This is a genomic window from Actinomadura sp. NPDC000600 (assembly GCF_040492135.1).
Taxonomy (GTDB): domain Bacteria; phylum Actinomycetota; class Actinomycetes; order Streptosporangiales; family Streptosporangiaceae; genus Spirillospora.
Genome location: NZ_JBEUPD010000002.1, coordinates 131,901 through 149,153, shown reverse-complemented (window position 1 = coordinate 149,153; position 17,253 = coordinate 131,901). Strand labels below are relative to the sequence as shown.

The 17,253-nt window shown below is 73.1% G+C and carries 11 protein-coding genes; 5 read left to right on the top strand and 6 right to left on the bottom strand.

Going from position 1 to position 17,253, the window contains the following annotated elements:
- The first annotated feature begins 600 nt into the window (after positions 1 to 600).
- Entirely contained in the window at positions 601 to 1,497 is an 897-nt protein-coding gene (locus ABWI07_RS03490; protein ID WP_353817590.1) for an FAD:protein FMN transferase, read from the top strand.
- Here ABWI07_RS03490 and ABWI07_RS03485 read toward each other — a convergent pair.
- Together ABWI07_RS03485 and ABWI07_RS03480 are read right to left on the bottom strand one after the other, a co-directional pair.
- Positions 1,487 to 3,556, bottom strand: a complete 2,070-nt coding sequence (locus ABWI07_RS03485; RefSeq protein WP_353817589.1) for an ATP-binding protein — start codon at positions 3,554 to 3,556, stop codon at positions 1,487 to 1,489. The two genes, ABWI07_RS03490 and ABWI07_RS03485, sit on opposite strands and share 11 nt — an antisense overlap.
- Positions 3,557 to 3,565: 9 nt before the next feature.
- A complete protein-coding gene (locus ABWI07_RS03480) occupies positions 3,566 to 5,923 on the bottom strand; it encodes a LuxR C-terminal-related transcriptional regulator (protein WP_353817588.1) in 2,358 nt (785 codons plus the stop codon).
- A gap of 235 nt (positions 5,924 to 6,158) precedes the next feature.
- Between ABWI07_RS03480 and ABWI07_RS03475 the strand changes: the two genes are divergently transcribed.
- From ABWI07_RS03475 to ABWI07_RS03465, 3 genes are all read left to right on the top strand, one after another.
- Entirely contained in the window at positions 6,159 to 6,806 is a 648-nt protein-coding gene (locus ABWI07_RS03475; protein ID WP_353817587.1) for a TetR family transcriptional regulator, read from the top strand.
- A 121-nt stretch (positions 6,807 to 6,927) separates the two neighbouring features.
- A complete protein-coding gene (locus tag ABWI07_RS03470; RefSeq protein WP_353817586.1) occupies positions 6,928 to 9,057 on the top strand; it encodes an acetate--CoA ligase family protein in 2,130 nt (709 codons plus the stop codon).
- Positions 9,058 to 9,154: 97 nt separating this feature from the next.
- On the top strand, positions 9,155 to 10,360 hold the full coding sequence (locus ABWI07_RS03465) for an amidohydrolase family protein (protein WP_353817585.1): 1,206 nt from the start codon (positions 9,155 to 9,157) through the stop codon (positions 10,358 to 10,360).
- Positions 10,361 to 10,473: 113 nt separating this feature from the next.
- Here ABWI07_RS03465 and ABWI07_RS03460 read toward each other — a convergent pair whose 3' ends face one another.
- The 4 genes from ABWI07_RS03460 to ABWI07_RS03445 form a co-directional block, all read right to left on the bottom strand.
- Positions 10,474 to 11,604, bottom strand: a complete 1,131-nt coding sequence (locus tag ABWI07_RS03460) for an ABC transporter substrate-binding protein (protein WP_353817584.1) — start codon at positions 11,602 to 11,604, stop codon at positions 10,474 to 10,476.
- 27 nt (positions 11,605 to 11,631) lie between these two features.
- The gene (locus tag ABWI07_RS03455; RefSeq protein WP_353817583.1) at positions 11,632 to 12,507 is read right to left on the bottom strand and encodes an ABC transporter permease; all 876 of its coding nucleotides are present in this window, start codon (positions 12,505 to 12,507) and stop codon (positions 11,632 to 11,634) included.
- Positions 12,504 to 13,334, bottom strand: a complete 831-nt coding sequence (locus tag ABWI07_RS03450; RefSeq protein ID WP_353817582.1) for an ABC transporter ATP-binding protein — start codon at positions 13,332 to 13,334, stop codon at positions 12,504 to 12,506. The genes ABWI07_RS03455 and ABWI07_RS03450 overlap by 4 nt, the downstream gene beginning before the upstream one ends.
- 90 nt (positions 13,335 to 13,424) lie before the next feature.
- The gene (locus tag ABWI07_RS03445; protein ID WP_353817581.1) at positions 13,425 to 14,717 is read right to left on the bottom strand and encodes a CaiB/BaiF CoA transferase family protein; all 1,293 of its coding nucleotides are present in this window, start codon (positions 14,715 to 14,717) and stop codon (positions 13,425 to 13,427) included.
- Between the two features lie 267 nt (positions 14,718 to 14,984).
- On the opposite strand from ABWI07_RS03445, the gene ABWI07_RS03440 reads away from it, so the two are divergent.
- A complete protein-coding gene (locus ABWI07_RS03440) occupies positions 14,985 to 17,252 on the top strand; it encodes a BRCT domain-containing protein (protein ID WP_353817580.1) in 2,268 nt (755 codons plus the stop codon).
- Position 17,253: the final 1 nt, after the last annotated feature.

The window sequence follows — 17,253 nt, the reverse complement described above, 5'->3', positions numbered from 1 at the left end:
GCAGCGGCTTCGCCGTGCCGTCGCAGCCGGTGGTCGACGACGGCCAGAAGGAACAGCACGCCCAACACCGGGGAAGGGCCAGGGGCGACGTTCATGATTCTGGACGCTAATGACGCGCCTCAACGGCCCGCAGCCCACCAAAGTCGTCCGTCGGCCACCGAAGGTCGATCATCGCGGGAACCAAGTGCGCAGGTTCGCCGGACGGCACCTCCGTCTCGCGAGGAACCGCTGGACGGCGGGGCGGCGATCCCCGCCGGCGGGGGTGTTCGGGTAGCCGTATGGGGGTTTCTCCCCTCCCCGTTCCCGGCGGCCCGGAGCAGGCTGGTTGTCGATGCGATCTCACAGCGACTTCCGCGCCGGGAAGAGTGAATCCTCGCCGGCGCCGACCGTCCCGCCCGTGCGCGCACGCACCCGATCACGCCGCGCGCTCACCGGCCGCGACCTGTGGCGGATGCGGGGCCGGGCCGGCACCCGGATCGCGATCTTCGACGGCCGCGGAAGCCGTCGCCCGGCGGGCATGCCGTCACCGCGCGGTGGTCGGGCGTGCCCGTCGCGGCTGTGGCCGGCCGCGCGTTCCCGACTCGTCCTTGGAGCGGTTCGATGACCCACGGCACGGAGGACTTCCCTCTCTGGGGCGGTGTGGCCACCGTGATGGTGGACGACCCAGGCCGTCTCGGCGCGGCCCGCCAAGCCGTCGACCACGTGATCGACGACATCGACGCCGCGTGCGGCGCCTTCCACGACGATTCGGATCTGGCCCGGGTCAACGCCGCCGCGGGCCGTCCGGTACGGATCGGCTCCACCTTCCTGGCGGTGCTGTGGACGGCCCTGCACGCCTGCGACCTGACCGGCGGGCTCGTCGACCCCCTCATCGGCGCCGACGGCGCCGGAAACGGGGCGGTCGTGATCGACGACCCGCCCGGAACGGTGACGATCCCCGCCGGGACGACCCTCGACCTGGGGAGCATGGCGGTGGCGTTCGCCGCCGACCGGGCGGCCGAGTCCGCCGCCGGGCAGGCCGGGTGCGGCGTCTGCGTCTGCTTCCCCGGAAGCGTCGCCACCGCGGGACGGATGCCGGACGCGGGCTGGCCGGTCCAGGTGGCCGGCGGTCGCGGCCGGGGGCACCGCGGCGAGCCGTGGCCCGAGCAGGAGATCGTGCTGCGTGCGCCCGGGCTGGCCACCTACTCCCCGCCCGCGCCGGGCCACGGGGCCGGGCGGCCGCAGGTCGTCCCCCGCGCCGCCGGCGTACGGCCGATCGTGCGCGAGCAGCACCCCTGGCATACGGTCTCGGTCATCGGCCTGGCCTGCGTCGCCGCCAAGACCGCCGGCATCGCCGCGCTGGCGTCCGGAAGCGCGGCCGCCACCTGGCTGGGGTCCCGGGAGTTGCGGGCCCGGCTGGTGGACGCCGACGGCCGGGTGACCACCGTGGGCGACTGGCCCGCCGGTCCCGGCCACCCGCCGGCGGCGCCGGCGCGCACCCCGGCGCTCAAATGCTGATCGCGTAGGCGACCGCGCCGTCCAGGCTCAGCTTCGCGCCCGAGGCGTAGGCCGCGGTGAACTCCCGATCCCCGAGTTCCCGGCGGGCCCGGGCCTCGCAGTCCCGGTGGGAACGCGTGAAGGTCTGCAACCCGAGAGGCGGGATGTCGAAGGCCCGCCAGAGGCGGCCCGCCGAGCCCAGCAGCCGGGCGGCCCTGTCGTGGTCCCCCTGCGCGCAGGCGGCCCAGGCCAGCACCTCCAGGCACTGGCTGAGCCCCCACGAGTCGCCGATCTCGATCAGCAATGTGGCCGCCCGGCACATCCTGGCCCAGGCCAGGCCCGGGTCCTCCTGCCACCATGCCGCGTACCCCAGGGTGATCAGGGCGTACGCCTTGAAGATCTGCGCATGGTGGTCCTCGGCCAGGGCGAGGAACTCCTCCCCCAGCGCCGCCCCCTCCTCCGGGCTGTGGGCGGCCACGCCGAACGAGGCGGCGAAGTGCAGGTTCACGGCCACGGCGTCCAGGTCGCCCCTCGCACGATGGCGGGCACGCGCGTCCCGCAGCAGCGCGAACCCGTCGCCTGTGTCACCGCGGGCCAGCGCCGCGATCCCGCGGGCCTGAAGGCAGAACGCGCCCGCCGCCTCGTCCCCGCACCCCTTGGCGGTGACGGCGCATTCGTCCGCCCGACGTTCGGCCGCTTCGAGATCATGCTGGTAGGCCGCGAACAGGACGTCGACCCACAGCGCCATGAGGCGGTCGTCGTCGGTCGGGCTCAACAGCCCGAGGGAGCGTTCCAGCCAATGGCGCCCCTCGGAGAGGGCGCCCGCGAGCAGCCACGCCGACCACAGGGAGACCGCGATCCGCAGGCCGGACGGGTCGCCGGGCGGCCGCATGCAAAGATCCAGCGCCAGCCGGAGGTTGGGGATCTCCGTCAGCACCGCCCGGTAGCGGTCGAACTGGTCGGGGACCAGCTGATCGATCCGGTTCCGCTCGGCCAGCCACCGGTAGTGGTCCAGGTACCGGCGGAACAGCGCCGGTTCGTCGTCGTGCGCCAGCAGCTCGCGCCCGTAGGCGCGGATGCTCTCCAGCATGCGGTAGCGGCTGCGGCCCGCGCCGCGGACGCTGATCAGGATGGACTTGTCGACCAGCCCGGAGACCAGGTCGAGGACGTCCTCGGGCTCGATCCCGTCGCCCGAGCAGACCGCTTCGGCGGTCTCCAGGTCCATCTCCCCGGGGAACACCGCGAGCCTCGTCCACAGCCGCCGCTCGCCGGGCGTGCACAGCCCGAAGCTCCAGTCCATGGTCATGTACAGGGCCCGGTGCCGCGGCGGGGCCCCGTTGTCGGGACGGGCGAGGAGGTCGAAGCGCCGGTCGAGCTCGTCCGCCAGTTCCTCCAGCGGCGTCGTGCGCAGCCGCGCGGCGGCGAGTTCGATGGCGAGCGGGAGGCCGTCCAGGCGCCGGCAGAGCCGGGCCAGCGCGGGCGCGGTCGCCTCGTCCACCGTGAACCCCGGCCGCGCCTGGGCCGCCCGCTCGGCGAACAGGCGCACCGCGTCGCTGTGCGCGATGTCCGGCACGGCGGCGCCGGGGGCCGGGACCGCCAGCGGGGGCACCACCAGCACCTGCTCGCCCCCCACCCCGAGCGCCTGCCTGCTGGTGGCGAGGACGCGCAGCCGCGGCGCACCGCTCAGCAGCCGTGCCGCCAGTTCGGCGCACTCCGGCAGCAGGTGCTCGCAGTTGTCGAGGACGAGCAGGAGGCGCTTGTCGGCCAGGTGGTCCACCAGGGCGGGCAGAGACCGCCCGCAGGTGTCGCGCAGTCCCAGCGCGGCCGCCACCGACGTCTCCAGCAGGCGGACGTCCCGCACCGCGGCCAGATCCACGATCTGCACCCCGGCCGGGAACCACGTCCGCAGCGTCGACGCCGCCTGGCGCGCCAGCCGGGTCTTGCCGACGCCGCCCGCGCCGGTGAGGGTCAGCAGCCGCGTCCCGGGCAGCAGTCGCCGCACCTCCGCGACCTCGTGGAGGCGTCCGACGAAGGCGGTGCGGTCCGCGTCCCGGTCCGGCACGATCTCGCGTTCGGCCATGGCGCGCCGTCACCCCCCGGGCCCCGGGCCGGTCTCCCGCCCTCGATCGTGGACCCAGCCGGCGATCTGGACCCGGGAGTTGAAGCCGAGCTTGTTCATGATGTGCTCGATGTGGCCCTCCACGGTGCGCTGGGAGATCACCAGGGTGGCGGCGATCTTCTTGTTGCTCTCCCCCTCCGCCACCAGCCGCGCGATCTGCGTTTCCCGGGGCGTCAGCGGGGACGGTTCCTCGACGTCCTCGTCCCCCGCGTCCGCGGGCGCCGCCTCGTTCAGCGCGTAGGCGAGCCCGTCCTCGCCGGGAAGGCCCGCGCCGCGCTCGAACTCCGCGCGGAACGCCTGCTCGCCGAGCGCCCGGCGGGTGTCGTCCACGCACGCGTCGTGGTACCGGACGAGGTGCCCGTACCCGGACAGGACCGCACCGACCGCCTTCCACACGGAGTGGGCGATTCCCAGCAGGCGGGCCGCCCGCGCGTGCTGCTCCTCGGTGGCGGCGACCCAGGCCAGCACCTCCAGATTGACCCCGAGGCCGAGAGGATCGTCGAGCGAACGGTTGAACCGCAGGCTCTCCTGCTCCATCGCCGTGGCGCGGGCGGCGTCGCCCTGCCGCCACACCTCCACGCCCAGGGCCATCAGCGCGTACGCCCTGTGCCAGCCCTCCCCGTGCGCCTCGCACACCGCGATCCCCTGCTCGCCGATGGACACGGCGAGTGCCGAGTCGCCCAGGAAGGAGTGCGCGAGCGAGAGCCGGATCAGCGCCAGCGCCTGGCCCACCGGGTCCCCGGCGGCGACGTGGCGTTCCACCGCCTCCTCGTAGAGACCGATCGCGGCGTCGGCGTCCTGCCGGAACATGGCGATCATCCCGGAGTACAGGGCCACGTACCCCAGGACGTCGCCGCACCCGAGCCGCTCCCCGATGGCCCGGCTCTCCGCCAGCATCGCGGCGGCGCCGTCCAGGTCGCCCTGGATGATCGCCAGCCAGCCGTTGGACCACAGCGCCCTGGCGCGGACCTCGTCCGCTCCGGTGTCCAGGGCCAGCGCCCGGTCCATCCAGCGGCGCCCCTCGGCCAGGTAGAAACTGGTGATCCAGTGGTAGAGCAGGTCGGCGCCCATCCTCAGGGCGGCCCCGACCTCGCCCGGGGCGGACAGGCAGTAGTCCAGCGCGGTGCGCAGGTTGGCGTGCTCGACCTGGAGCCTGTCGAGCCAGGCGATCTGGTCGGGGCCGAACAGCCGGACGCGCGCCTCGGCCGCCAGCCTCCCGTAGTAGTCGCGGTGGCGGCGCCGGAACCGCGCCGTCTGCCCGGCTTCGGCGAGCCGCTCCCGGCCGTACTGCCGGATGCTCTCCAGCAGCCGGTACCGGACGACGCCGCCATGGTCCTCACGGCTCAGGATCGACTTCTCCACCAGGGCCGCGATCAGGTCGACGACGTCCGCGCGGAGGATCCCGTCGCCCGAGCACACGTCCTCGGCCGCCTCCAGATCGCAGCCGCCGGCGAAGACCGACATCCTCCGCCACAGCACGCGTTCCGGCTCGGTGCACAGCAGGTGGCTCCAGTCGATCAGCGCGCGCAGCGTCTGGTGCCGCGGCAGCACCGCCCGCGATCCCCCGGTGAGCAGCCGGAAGCGGTCGTCGAGCCGGTCCAGCAACTGGTCCACCGACAGCACCCGGAGCCGCACCGCCGCCAGCTCGATGGCGAGCGGGAGCCCGTCCAGCCGCCGGCAGACCCGTTCCACCGCCGCCCGGTTGGCGCCGGTGACGGCGAAGTCGGGGACCACCGACCGGGCGCGGTCGGCGAACAGGTGCACCGCCTCCGACATCGGCGGCGGCCGGGCCGTCCCGCGCGGGTCGAGGCTGTTCAGCGACAGGGGCGGCACCGAGAGCGTCTGCTCGCCGGCGATCCCCAGGACGTGCCGGCTCGTGGCGAGGATCCGCAGATGCGAGGCCGAGCGCAGCAACCTCTCGGCCAGCACCGCGCACTCGTCGTGGAGGTGCTCGCAGTTGTCCAGGACGACCAGCATGTGCTTGTCGCGCAGGTGCTCGACCAGCACGTCCGCCGAGGGGCGATGGGAGTGGTCCCGGATCTCCAACGCCTCCATGACCGTCGCGGCCAGCAGCTCCGGCTTCTCCACCTCGGCGAGTTCGACCACCCACACGCCGTCCGGGAACGCCCGCCGCACGACCGTCGCCAGCCGCGTCGCCAGCCGCGTCTTGCCGACCCCTCCGACGCCCGTCAGGGTCACCATCCGCGATTCCGACAGCATGCGCCTGAGCTCGGCCAGTTCGTTCCGCCGCCCCACGAAGCTCGTCGTGTCCGCGGGCAGCCGCGACAGCCGATGCTCGCTCGCCGCGCTCGATACCGCTGAACCCATCACCGCCCCGCACAGTGCGTCCGCACCGTGTCACACACCCGATCGGCTCCCACCCTAACCATCCGATTCGCCGACATTCAGCAATGAACTGGTCAAAACGCAGCGGCCTCACGGGATACCAGGACAAACAACTCAAACAGCTATCCACCGTTCGCTCGTCATCGAGCGGTCGGAACGGGGGCCGGGACGGGCCGGACGCGGCCCCGGAGCGGTTCGGAGGCCCTAAACTGACGGTATGCCAGAAACCGTGCTGACCTCAGACGGCAGAGTCGCGGGCCGGCGTGCCAAGGCGACCAGGCAGCGGCTGCTGGACCGCCTGACGGAGATGCTCGCCACCTCCCCCTACCGGGACATCACGGTGATCGACGTGGCCCGGCGGGCCGGGACGTCCCCCGCCACCTTCTACCAGTACTTCGCCGACATCGAGGCCGCCGTCCTCACCATCGCGGCCGACATGGCCGAGGCGGGCAAGCGGCTGCGCCCGCTCGTCGAGGACCAGCCCTGGACCGGGAAGTCCGGCTACGAGACGGCGCAGATGCTGGTCGACGGCTTCCTGGACTTCTGGCGCGACAACGAGGCGGTCCTGCGGGTGGTGGACCTCGCCACGATCGAGGGCGACGAGCGCTTCCACGCGCTGCGCGTCCGCATGCTCAACAACGTGATGACCGCGCTCGCCGAAGTGATCGCCGACGCGCAGCGGCGCGGGCGGGTGGCCGAGAACGTCAACCCCGAGGCGCTGGCCGGGGCGCTCGTCGGGATGCTGGCGCACAACGCCGCCCACCAGCAGGGCTACGAGTCCTGGGAGATCAGCGTCGCCGACCTGCGGGAGAGCATGGCCCAGCTCGTCTTCTGGGCCGTGTCGGGCAGGCGCCCGCCCAAGTAGCCGACCCCCGGAACGGCCCCGGACGCGCACGTGATCCGGCAGGGCCGAGCACGCCCACCTGTCACGGACATTAATCTGACGCCCCATCAGATAAATGTCTCTTCGAGGTTAAACTGACGGTATGTCAGATCACAGCCCATCTAGGGCCGAGGACATCGAGCGGGACGTGAGCGGCCGGGTCCTGGCGCTCCGCGAGGAGGATCTCGGCGTGTTCTTCAGGCCGCGCACGCTCGCGGTCGTCGGCGCCTCCGACACGCCGGGGCGGCCGAACACCGCCGTCTACCGGAGGCTGCGCGCCTGGGCCGAGCGCGTCGGGGCCCGCGTCCATCCGGTCAACCCCGGCCGCGACCGGGTGGACGGCGAGCCCTGCCACCGGTCGGTGGCCGACGTGCCCGAGCCGATCGACGTCGCCGCCGTCCTGGTCGGCGACCCGTCGGGGGTGCTCGACGAGCTCGCGGCCGTCCGCGCCCGCTTCGCCGTGGTCTTCGCGTCCGGCTTCGCCGAGCTGGGCGAGGACGGCAGGGACGCCCAGGAGCGGATGGGCCGGCTCGCGCTGGACGGGCCCCGGGTGCTGGGCCCGAACACCAACCTCAACGCGTTCGAGGAGTTCCGCGACGACCTGGACGGTCCCGCGATCGCGCTCATCTCGCAGAGCGGCCACCAGGGGCGTCCCGTCTTCCAGGCGCAGGAGCTCGGCGTCCGGGTGTCGCACTGGGCGCCGACCGGGAACGAGGCCGACCTGGAGTTCGCCGACTTCCTCCGGCACTTCGCCGACCTGCCCGAGGTCGGCGCGGTGGCCGGGTACGTCGAGGGGTTCAAGGACGGCCGCACGCTGATGCTCGCCGCCGACCACGCGGCCCGGCGCGGCGTGCCGGTCGTCGTGGTGAAGGTCGGACGGACCCGGGACGGCGCCTCGATGGCCGCCTCGCACACCGGCAAGCTCACCGGATCCGACACGGTCGCCTCTGCCGTGCTCGAGCAGTTCGGCGTGACCCGGGTCGACGGGCTCGACGAGCTGCTGGACACCTCCGCGCTGCTGGCCCGCGCGAAGCCGCCGGTGAGCGGCGGGGTGTGCGTGTACGCCATCTCGGGCGGCACCGGCGCGCACATGGCCGACCTGTGCTCGGCGGCCGGGCTCGAACTGCCCGAGCTGTCGGCCGCGACGCAGAAGGCGCTGCACCAGTGGATCCCCGACTACCTGCGGGTCTCCAACCCGGTCGACAACGGCGGCCATCCGGTCGGCGACTGGCGCGGCCGCCGCATCCTGGAGACGATCGTGGCCGATCCGGCGGTCGGCGTGCTGATCTGCCCGATCACGGGGGCGTTCCCGCCGATGAGCGACGTCCTGGCCCGGGACCTCGCGGAGATCGCCGAGCGCACCGACAAGCCGGTCTGCGTGGTGTGGGGCTCACCGGCCGGAACCGAGCCGGCGTACCGGGACATCCTGCTCGGTTCGCGGCGGCTCGCGGTGTTCCGCACCTTCGCCAACTGCGTCGGGGCGGTGCGCGCCTATCTCGACTTCCACGAGTTCCAGGCCCGGTACCGGTCCCCGTTCTCCGACGTGCCGAGGGCTCCCTCGCCGGCCGCCGCCGAGGCGCGGCGCCTGCTCACCGCCGGACCTGCCTCGGAGCACACCGCCAAGGAGCTGCTGCGCGCGTACGGGATCCGGACGCCCCGCGAGGAGCTGGTGGGCAGCGCCGCGGCGGCGGCCCGCGCCGCGGCGTCGATCGGGTTCCCGGTCGTCCTGAAGGGGTGCGGGCCGGGCATGGCGCACAAGTCCGACCTCGGGCTGGTGCGGCTGGACCTGCGCTCGGCGGCGCAGGTGCGCGAGGCGTACCGCCGGGTCACCGCGCATGCCGGGGTCGACGCGGCGCTGGTCTGCGAGCAGGTGCGCGGCGGTGTCGAGACGGTCGTCGGCCTGGCCCACGACGAGTTGTTCGGGCCCACGGTGATGGCCGGGCTGGGCGGGGTCTTCGTCGAGGTGCTCCAGGACGTGGCCTTCCGGGTCCCGCCGTTCGACGCCGCCGAGGCCCGCCGGATGCTGGCCGGGCTGCGCGGGTTCCCGCTGCTGGACGGCGCCCGGGGCCGGCCGAGGGCGGACGTCGGCGCGCTCGTCGACGTGATCATGAAGGTGCAGCGGATGGGGCTGGAGCTGGACGGCGTGCTAACCGAGCTGGACATCAACCCCCTCGCCGTCCTGCCGAGCGGCGCCGTCGCGCTGGACGCGCTGGCCGTCACCGCGCCTGCCTGACGCCCTGTCAGTTTCACCGGTCGACCGCCTTCCGCAATCGGCGGCGCGCCGTTACCTTGTTTCTGACGGTCCATCAGATTCAGTTCGGATGTGAGACATGAGCCTGTCCTTCGGCGAGCTACCGAAGATCATCAGCGTGGACGACCACGTCGTCGAGCCGCCGCACGTCTGGCGGAACTGGCTGCCCGCGGGGCTCCGCGACCGCGGCCCCCGGGTCGAGCGCCGAGGCATCGGCGCGATGGAGCACCTCGGCGGCGGCACCTACCGCCAGACCTTCGACGACGACGGCCCGCAGGCCGACTGCTGGATCTACGAGGACCTCGTCTACGTCCACAAGCGCCATGTCGCCGCCGTGGGGTTCGACCGCGACGACATGACGATGTCCCCCATCACCTACGACGAGATGCGGCCGGGCTGCTGGGATCCCAAGGCCCGGGTCGCCGACATGGAGCTCAACCATGTCGAGGCGTCCCTGTGCTTCCCGACCTTCCCCCGGTTCTGCGGCCAGACCTTCACCGAGGCCAAGGACCGCGAACTCGGTCTGGCCTGCGTGCGGGCCTACAACGACTGGATGGTCGAGGAATGGTGCGGCGACTCGGGCGGGCGGCTGATCCCGCTCTGCCTGATCCCGCTCTGGGACGCCGAGCTGGCGGCGCGGGAGGTGCGCCGGAACGCCGCGCGGGGCGTGCGCGCGGTCTGCTTCAGCGAGATCCCGCCGCACCTCGGGCTGCCGAGCGTCCACTCCGGCGCGTGGGACCCGTTCTTCGCCGCCTGCCAGGAGACCGGCACGGTCGTGAACATGCACATCGGGTCGTCGTCCAAGATGCCGGCCACCTCGGCCGACGCGCCGCCCGCGGTCTCCGCCGCGCTCTCGTTCAACAACGCGATGGCCTCGCTGTGCGACTTCCTGTTCTCCGGGGTGCTGGTCCGCTTCCCGCAACTGGAGGTGGCGTACTCCGAGGGGCAGATCGGCTGGCTGCCCTACGTCCTGGAGCGGGTGGACGACGTCTGGGAGGAGCACCGTGCCTGGGGCGGCGTGCGGGACGCCATCCCCGAGCCGCCGTCGGTCTACTTCCACCGCCAGGTGTACGGCTGCTTCTTCCGCGACGTGCACGGGCTGGAGTCGCTCCACCGGATCGGCGCCGACCGGGTGACCTTCGAGACCGACTACCCGCACACCGACTCGACCTGGCCGCACACCAGGAAGGTGGCCGAGGAGATGTTCCAGGGCCTGGACGCCGAGACCGTCTACAAGATCACGCGCGGCAACGCGATCCGGATGCTGAAGCTCGACCTGGTCTGAGCGGGGTCCCGCAGGCACCACGACGCCCGCGATACCCGGAACGCCGTACGGCCCCGGAACCGTCTCCCGGTTCCGGGGCCGTGACATGCCGTATGTCGTGCCGGAGTGCGAGGTCAGGGCTTGTGGCCCACGGCCTCCGCGTAGAAGGTGCGGTCGACGGCCTCCGACTCGGGCACCGTCCTGCCCAGGGCGCCGCCCTCGACGTAGGCCTTCTGCAACCGGTCGGTGGTGCCCTTGCGGATCTCCCAGTCCCAGATCGGGGCCGGGACGGCGGTGAGGCTCTCCGGCTTGAGGTTGAGGCTCGACGCGAGCTCCTCGACGAAAACGGCGCTCTTCTTGTAGTCCCCGACGAAGTACGTGTTCACGATCCGGATCAGGGCGCGGACGAACGCCACGCCCGCGTCCGGGTTCTCACGCAGCATCCCCGGCCCGTAGATGAGGCCGCCGAGCGGTTCGCCGAGGGGCTGGCCGCCGAGGAACTGGATCCCGGGCTTGCCGTCCACCTGCTTCCAGACCGGGTCGACCATCCACGCCGCGTCCACACCCCCGTTCTCCAGCGCGGTCACCGTGTCGGCGGGCCCGGTCAGGCTGGTGAAGCGGACCTTCTTGAGGCTGGTGCCGTGCTTGCCCAGCACCTGGCTCATCGGGTAGGTGATCACGCTGCCCTTGCCGATGAGCGAGCCGATCTGCGCGTTGTCGAGCTTGGCGGCCTCGGGCGCGGTCCCGTTCGGGACGCGGGCCCAGAGCCCGGACTTGGACTTCGGGTTGGACGAGTAGTTGCCGAGCACCCAGCGGAGCTCGAACTTCTGCTGGAGGCCGTTGAAGAACGCCGCCTCGGGCGCGGACCACATCGCGTCGAGGTCCCCCTTGGCCAGCAGGGGGATCGAGTCGGCGACCGGGAGCTGCTTGAACTCCACCTCCAGGTTCTCCTTGGCGAACTCGCCCTTGGCGATGCCGAGCTTGAGCGGCGCCACGAACTCGGCCGATCCGGTGCTGGAGGACACCGTGATCTTGGTCTTCTTCGCCAGCGGCTTCGGTGCGGGCGCGCCGGCCTTGCACCGGGCCGGTGCGCGGTCGGGGGCCAGGTCGGCTGGATCGCTCCAGGCCGTCGCGCCGCAGTCCGCCACCGGGCTGATCGGACGGGCCTTGCGCGGGGAGTCGGCGCTGACGGCGCCCTCGCCGCCGCACGCGCCGGCGGCGAGCGCCGCCGCCGCGATGATCGGAACGAACAGGGGGATTCTCATCTTGTCCTCCGGCATTGGAACGCCTGGTCAGGTACGGACGCGGTCCCGGTCACCGGGCGCCCAGGGGGTCAGCCGCCGGCCGAGGAAGCGGATGATCTCGGAGAAGACCACGCCGAGCACCGCGACGCAGACGATGCCGACGTACATCACGTCGTTCTGGAACAGCGCCCGCGAATTGAAGATCAGGTAGCCCAGCCCGTCGGTCGCCGCGACGAACTCCGAGGCCACGATGACCAGGACGGACACCCCCGCCGCGATCCGGGCCCCGACCATGATCTGGGGCAGCGCGCCGGGCAGCAGCACGTGCCGGAACATCTGCCACCGGCCCGCCCCGAAGACCGCGCCCGCCTCGCGGTACCCCTCGGGGACGGCCAGGAACGCCGACATCGTGGAGATCCACACGAAGAAGAAGACGGTGGCGGCCACCAGCGCGAGCTGGGGCCCCTCGCCGATGCCGAACATGTTGAGGAAGATCGGCAGCAGCGCCAGCTTCGGCACCACGTAGAGCGCGTCGAGCAGGGGCTCCAGCGCGGCCCGCACCGTCCGCGAGGTCCCCATCACCAGGCCGAGCAGCGCGCCGATGCCGGTGCCGATCAGGAAGCCGAGGACGACCCGGCGCGTCGTCACCCACACGTCCGGCCAGAGCTTGCCGTCCACGGCCAGGTCCCAGCCGTTGGCGACGATGGTCGTCGGCGCCGGGTACAGCCGCGCGTCGATCCAGCCCTGGTCCGAGGCGACCTGCCACAGCGCGATCAGGACGACGGGCACGCCGATCGCCAGCCCGAGCTCCAGCGTGCGCCGGCGCGCCGCCGCTCCGGCCGGGGACCGCTCGGCGGCTCCCGGTTCCCGCACGATGATCCGCTCTTCGGCCGACGCCGCCCGCAGGGTCTGCTGTCCGGTCATCTCGCGCCGCCTCCAGCCGGTTCGATCTCGCCCCGAAGCAGGTCCCACAACTCGGCCTTCAGCTCCGCGCACTCGGGCGAGTGCCGGACGTCCCCGCTGCGGGGGCGCCCGAACGGAGGGGTGCGCTCGGCCAGGACGCGGCCGGGGCGGGCGCTCATCACCAGCACCCGGTCGCCGAGGACGATGGCCTCCTCCAGGCTGTGCGTCACGAACAGGACGGTGCGCCGGTCCGCCTCGCAGATCGCCAGCAGCTCCTCCTGGAGGATGGTGCGCAGCTGCGCGTCGAGCGCGGCGAACGGCTCGTCCATCAGCAGGATCTCCGGCTCGACGGCGAGGGCCCTGGCGATCGACACCCGCTGCCGCATGCCGCCCGACAGCGCGGCGGGGTAGGCGTCGGCGAAGTCGGTCAGGCCCATCCGGGAGAGCCAGTCGCGGGCCCGCCTCGTCGCCTCCTTGCGCCGGACGCCCTGGACGTCCAGCCCGAAGCGGACATTGGCCAGGACGGTCTTCCAGGGGTAGATGCCGTAGTCCTGGAAGATCATCGCGGCCGGGTGCGGGGCGGTGGCGCGGATCTCCAGGCGGCCCGCGCTCGGCCGCAGCAGCCCGGCGACCAGCCGCAGGAACGTCGACTTGCCGCATCCGGACGGTCCGACGATGCAGCAGAACTCGCCCGCCGTGATGTCGAGGTCGATCGGCCCGAGGGCGTGCACGTCCGCGCGGCCCCGGCGGAACCGGCGCTCGACGCCGGTCGCGCGGACGGCGGCGGGCGGTGGCTCCGGATCGTGCCGTGGGATCGCAGAACTCGTTCTGTTCTGGGCGAGTTCCATGGTCTCACCTCCAAGGACGCAGTGGAAGTGACAATATGACGGGTCGTCAGATATGTGCAATAGCCAACGGCGACCGTCTCCGGGGCGAGGTCAGCCGCCCGCCGTGCCGGAGACCGGGCGGGCCCCGCCCGCCGCGTCCGGTCCGCCGAGCGCGCCGGACTCGCGCAGCCGCGCGATCGCCGCCGGGTCGTAGCCGAGCACGTCGCGCAGGATCTCCCCGGTGTGCTCGCCCAGTTCGGGAGCCCGGCTCGGGATCCGGCGCCGCTCACCGACGAACCTGATCGGGCTCGGCAGCTGGTCGGTGCCGAGGCGCTCGGCCGGCAGCCAGGGCAGGCGGTCCTGGAACTGCGGGTCGGCGGCCAGCGTCCGGGGCGTGTTCACCGGCGCGATCGGCACGTCGTGCTCGACGCCGAACGCGATCCACTCGGCGCTGCGGCGCCCGGCGAAGATCTCCTTCAGCTCGTCGCGCAGCGCGGTGTCTCCGACGGCGTGGTCGGCGTAGCGCGAGCCCGGATGCCGTTCGTACAGATCGGGGCGGCCGACGGCGGTACAGAAGTTGCGCCACAGCTCGCGTTCGGAGGCCATGAGCAGGATGTGGCCGTCCGCGGTCGCGTAGAACTGGTACCGCACCCCGTCGCGCATGCCGGCCGTTCCCGGCTCGCGGCGCCGGTACCCGTCGGCGCGGTTGCCGGTGACCTCGCTCTCGGGCCGCTCGTAGGCCCGCCAGGTCTCGCTGCGCAGCCAGTCCATCGACGCGGCGGCGTCCGACTGCGCGACCTCCAGCCGCCCGCCCACCCCGGTCGCCCGAGCGCGGACGACCGCGGCGAGGATGCCGAGGGCGGCGAACAGCGGCCCGGCGTTGATGCCGGTCGACGGGTGCTCAGGGATCGCCCAGTGTCCGTCCCCCGTCGGTTCCGGGCGGACGAGCCCGGCCCAGGTGTCGAAGGCGACGCCGTGGCTCGGCAGGTCGCGGTACGGCCCCGTCTCGCCGTACCCGGAGATGCCGCAGAACACCAGGCGCGGATTGATCTCGCCGAGCACGTCGGGCCCGACGCCGCGGCGCGCCAGGCCGCCCGGCCGCATCGCCTCCACGACGACGTCGGCGCTCCTGGCCAGGTCGAGGAAGACCTCCCGCCCCTCGGCGGTGCGCAGGTCGAGCACGATGCTGCGCTTGCCCCGGCTGATGTGCAGGTGCATCAGCGACACCCCCGACACGAGCGGCCAGGTCGTCTCGCGCAGGTAGTCGCCCCGCGGCGGCTCGACCTTGATCACATCGGCGCCGAGGTCGGCCAGATGGGTGGTGGCGGCGCCGGGGCCGAGCATCGACGCCTCGACGATCCGGACCCCGGCGAGCGGCGCGCCGGGCCGGGTAGGGGTTTCCATCGGGACCGCGCCTCCGAGAGCCGACCGGACGGGCGGCGTTCCCACCCGTTTCTGACTGTCCGTCAGATTAACGCCGCGAAGCCGGAACTGAAAGCCCGTCAGGTTCCGGTCCGCTCCGGGACGGCCTTCGAGAACGCCGGTTCGAGGGCGGCCGGTCTCCGTCGGCACCGCGCGGCAGGACCGCCGAGAAGCCGCGTTCAGGCCGCTTTCCATGAATGTCGTAGATCGGCCGACGGCGCCGGAGCCGGTCGGTAAGGTCCGATGATCATGAAGCTGCGAGGGCGCACGGTCGTGCTGTACGGGGAGTTCTGGGAGATCGAGAGGGAGTCCGCGGTACGGCGGCTCCGGGCGCTCGGCGCACGCGTGGCGCAGGACGCGACCGAGGAGACGGACCTCATCTTCCTCGGTCCCGGTGAATCAGGGCCGATTCCCCGCAACGACGCGATGCTCCGCACGCCGTACTTCGACGAGGACGCGCTGATCGGCATGCTGGAGCGGGAGGAAGGCGGGGCCGCGCCGGTCGAGGCCCCTCCCCGGCCGTTCGTGCCGGCCGCCGAACTGGCGGAGGCGCAGGGGTCCCACGATCTGTACTCGCTCCTGGACGGGGCCGACTGGTCGGCGTTCGCGCCGGCCCGCGACGTCCCGCCGCTGCGGGCCCGGCTGGCCGAACTCGAACGCGCCGAGGGCGTGACCGACGCCCACCGGCTGGCCACCCGGCGGCTGATCGACACCGGCGCGGCGCGGCTCCAGCACCCGTACGGCCACGACACGGAGATCGTCGCCCACGCGATGAGCCCGGACGGCCGCTACCTGGCCACCGGCAGCTGGGTCGGCGACGACTACGACGCGGGCGGCGTCCTGCAGATCTGGGAGGTCGCGGCCGGACGGTGCGTCAACACCGTGCGCCGCATCGACGGCGGCATCGGATGGCCCGGCTACGAGCGCACGATCCAGTGGTCCGCCGACTCCTCCCGCATCGCCCTGGCCCACTCCACGAACATGGTGGGCGTCTGGTCCTTCGACGGCGAGCGGCTCGCCACGATCAGCGTGTCGGACGGCAACTCGCGCCCCTCGCAGTTCGCCCTCTCCCCCGACGGGCGCAGCGTCTACTACCACTGCGGCACCAACGGCGACGGCGGACTCCAGGGCTGCGTCGTCCCGCTGGAGAACGGCCACCTGAACTGGCTGCCCAACCATGTGGAGACCGACCACCCGTACCTGATGGCGCGCCGGCTGCCCGAGTCCGTGCGGGCCCGCTTCGCCGAGCTCGAAAGGTACGAGGACGACTGGAAGGTCGGGCAGTGGATCGAGGACCCGGAGTGGTCGCCCGACGGCACCCGGCTGTTCGGGGGCAACGCCATCGGCGTGGACGCCGCGACGCGCGAGGTCGTCTGGTACGCGACCGGCAAGTTCGCCCGGCTCAGTCCGGACGGCCGTACCGTCGCCGCCGTCACCCGCCGGGGCCTGTTCCTGCGCGACGCGTCCACCGGGCGGATCCGCTGCGGCCCCTTCGCGCTCGGCGGGCCCGTCTCGCTGCACTGGGCGCCCGGCCGCGCCGCCGACCGGCTGGCCGTCCTGACACCGCCCACGGGCACCGCCGAGACGGGCGGCGTCCACATCCTCGACGGCGAGCGCCTGGTCTTCAGCGCCAGGGTCCCGCATGCGGGGTGGGGGGACCGCGAGGGCGACCGCAACGCCTGGGCCTGGGCGCCCGGCGGCGAACGGGCCGCCTTCCTGACCATCGAGGGAACCGCCGAGGTCTGGTCGTTCGCCGACCCGGCGGACCCCCGGCCGGTCCGGAGCGTGCCCGCCGGGGGCGCCGACGCCGTGTACTGGGGCGCGGACGACACGCTGGTGCTGCTCGACGACGCGGTCATGCAGTTCGTCAAGGCCGAGACGGGCGAGGTCGTCGGCGACTTCTACTCGCTGTACGTCCCGCCGGGCCCGCGTCCGGTGGAGGACGACCTCGCCGAGGAGTTCGAGGGGCGGATCTTCGCCCTCGGCGAGGACGACTGGGCGATGACCCTCCAGCCGGACGCCGTCATAGCTCCGGAGGGCCGCGAGGAGGAACTGGATGCCCTCCTCACCTGGGGGATCGGGTGGCGCCATGCCTGGCCGGTGCGCTGGGGCGAGCTCCGCGTCCTGCCCGGCGCCCTCGCCGCCGCCGACGTCCTGGACTCCGAGGACGGCGAGATCCTGCGCGAGTACCGGGAGGAACTGGAGGAGGCGGACGCCGGTGCGCCCGCCGAGTGGCCGCCCCCGAACACCGCGACCATGGACGACCTGTTCGAGGCGGCACGTGATTCGCTCGCCGGGCTCGACCGCTACAGCTGGGGCTCCCACATCGCCGACCACCTGCGGGCCGCCGCGCGGCTCCGGGCCCGGCACGGCGAACCCGAGGCCGCGATGGCCCTGGTCGGCGACATCCCCGAACCGGCGGGCCGGCTCGCCGCGGCGTCCGACGTCGCCGTGGTCCTCGCCCGGGCCGGGACGTCCCCTCCGCCCGCAACGCCTTCTCCCTTGCCCGGTCGCTGAT

Excerpts from the sequence above, each read along its gene's own strand:
- ABWI07_RS03490 (WP_353817590.1), top strand. The coding sequence starts at position 601 with ATGACCCACGGCACGGAGGACTTCCCTCTCTGGGGCGGTGTGGCCACC.
- ABWI07_RS03475 (WP_353817587.1), top strand. The coding sequence starts at position 6,159 with ATGCCAGAAACCGTGCTGACCTCAGACGGCAGAGTCGCGGGCCGGCGT.
- ABWI07_RS03460 (WP_353817584.1), bottom strand. The coding sequence starts at position 11,604 with ATGAGAATCCCCCTGTTCGTTCCGATCATCGCGGCGGCGGCGCTCGCC.
- ABWI07_RS03485 (WP_353817589.1), bottom strand. The coding sequence starts at position 3,556 with ATGGCCGAACGCGAGATCGTGCCGGACCGGGACGCGGACCGCACCGCC.
- ABWI07_RS03480 (WP_353817588.1), bottom strand. The coding sequence starts at position 5,923 with ATGGGTTCAGCGGTATCGAGCGCGGCGAGCGAGCATCGGCTGTCGCGG.
- ABWI07_RS03455 (WP_353817583.1), bottom strand. The coding sequence starts at position 12,507 with ATGACCGGACAGCAGACCCTGCGGGCGGCGTCGGCCGAAGAGCGGATC.
- ABWI07_RS03470 (WP_353817586.1), top strand. The coding sequence starts at position 6,928 with ATGTCAGATCACAGCCCATCTAGGGCCGAGGACATCGAGCGGGACGTG.
- ABWI07_RS03440 (WP_353817580.1), top strand. The coding sequence starts at position 14,985 with ATGAAGCTGCGAGGGCGCACGGTCGTGCTGTACGGGGAGTTCTGGGAG.
- ABWI07_RS03450 (WP_353817582.1), bottom strand. The coding sequence starts at position 13,334 with ATGGAACTCGCCCAGAACAGAACGAGTTCTGCGATCCCACGGCACGAT.
- ABWI07_RS03445 (WP_353817581.1), bottom strand. The coding sequence starts at position 14,717 with ATGGAAACCCCTACCCGGCCCGGCGCGCCGCTCGCCGGGGTCCGGATC.
- ABWI07_RS03465 (WP_353817585.1), top strand. The coding sequence starts at position 9,155 with ATGAGCCTGTCCTTCGGCGAGCTACCGAAGATCATCAGCGTGGACGAC.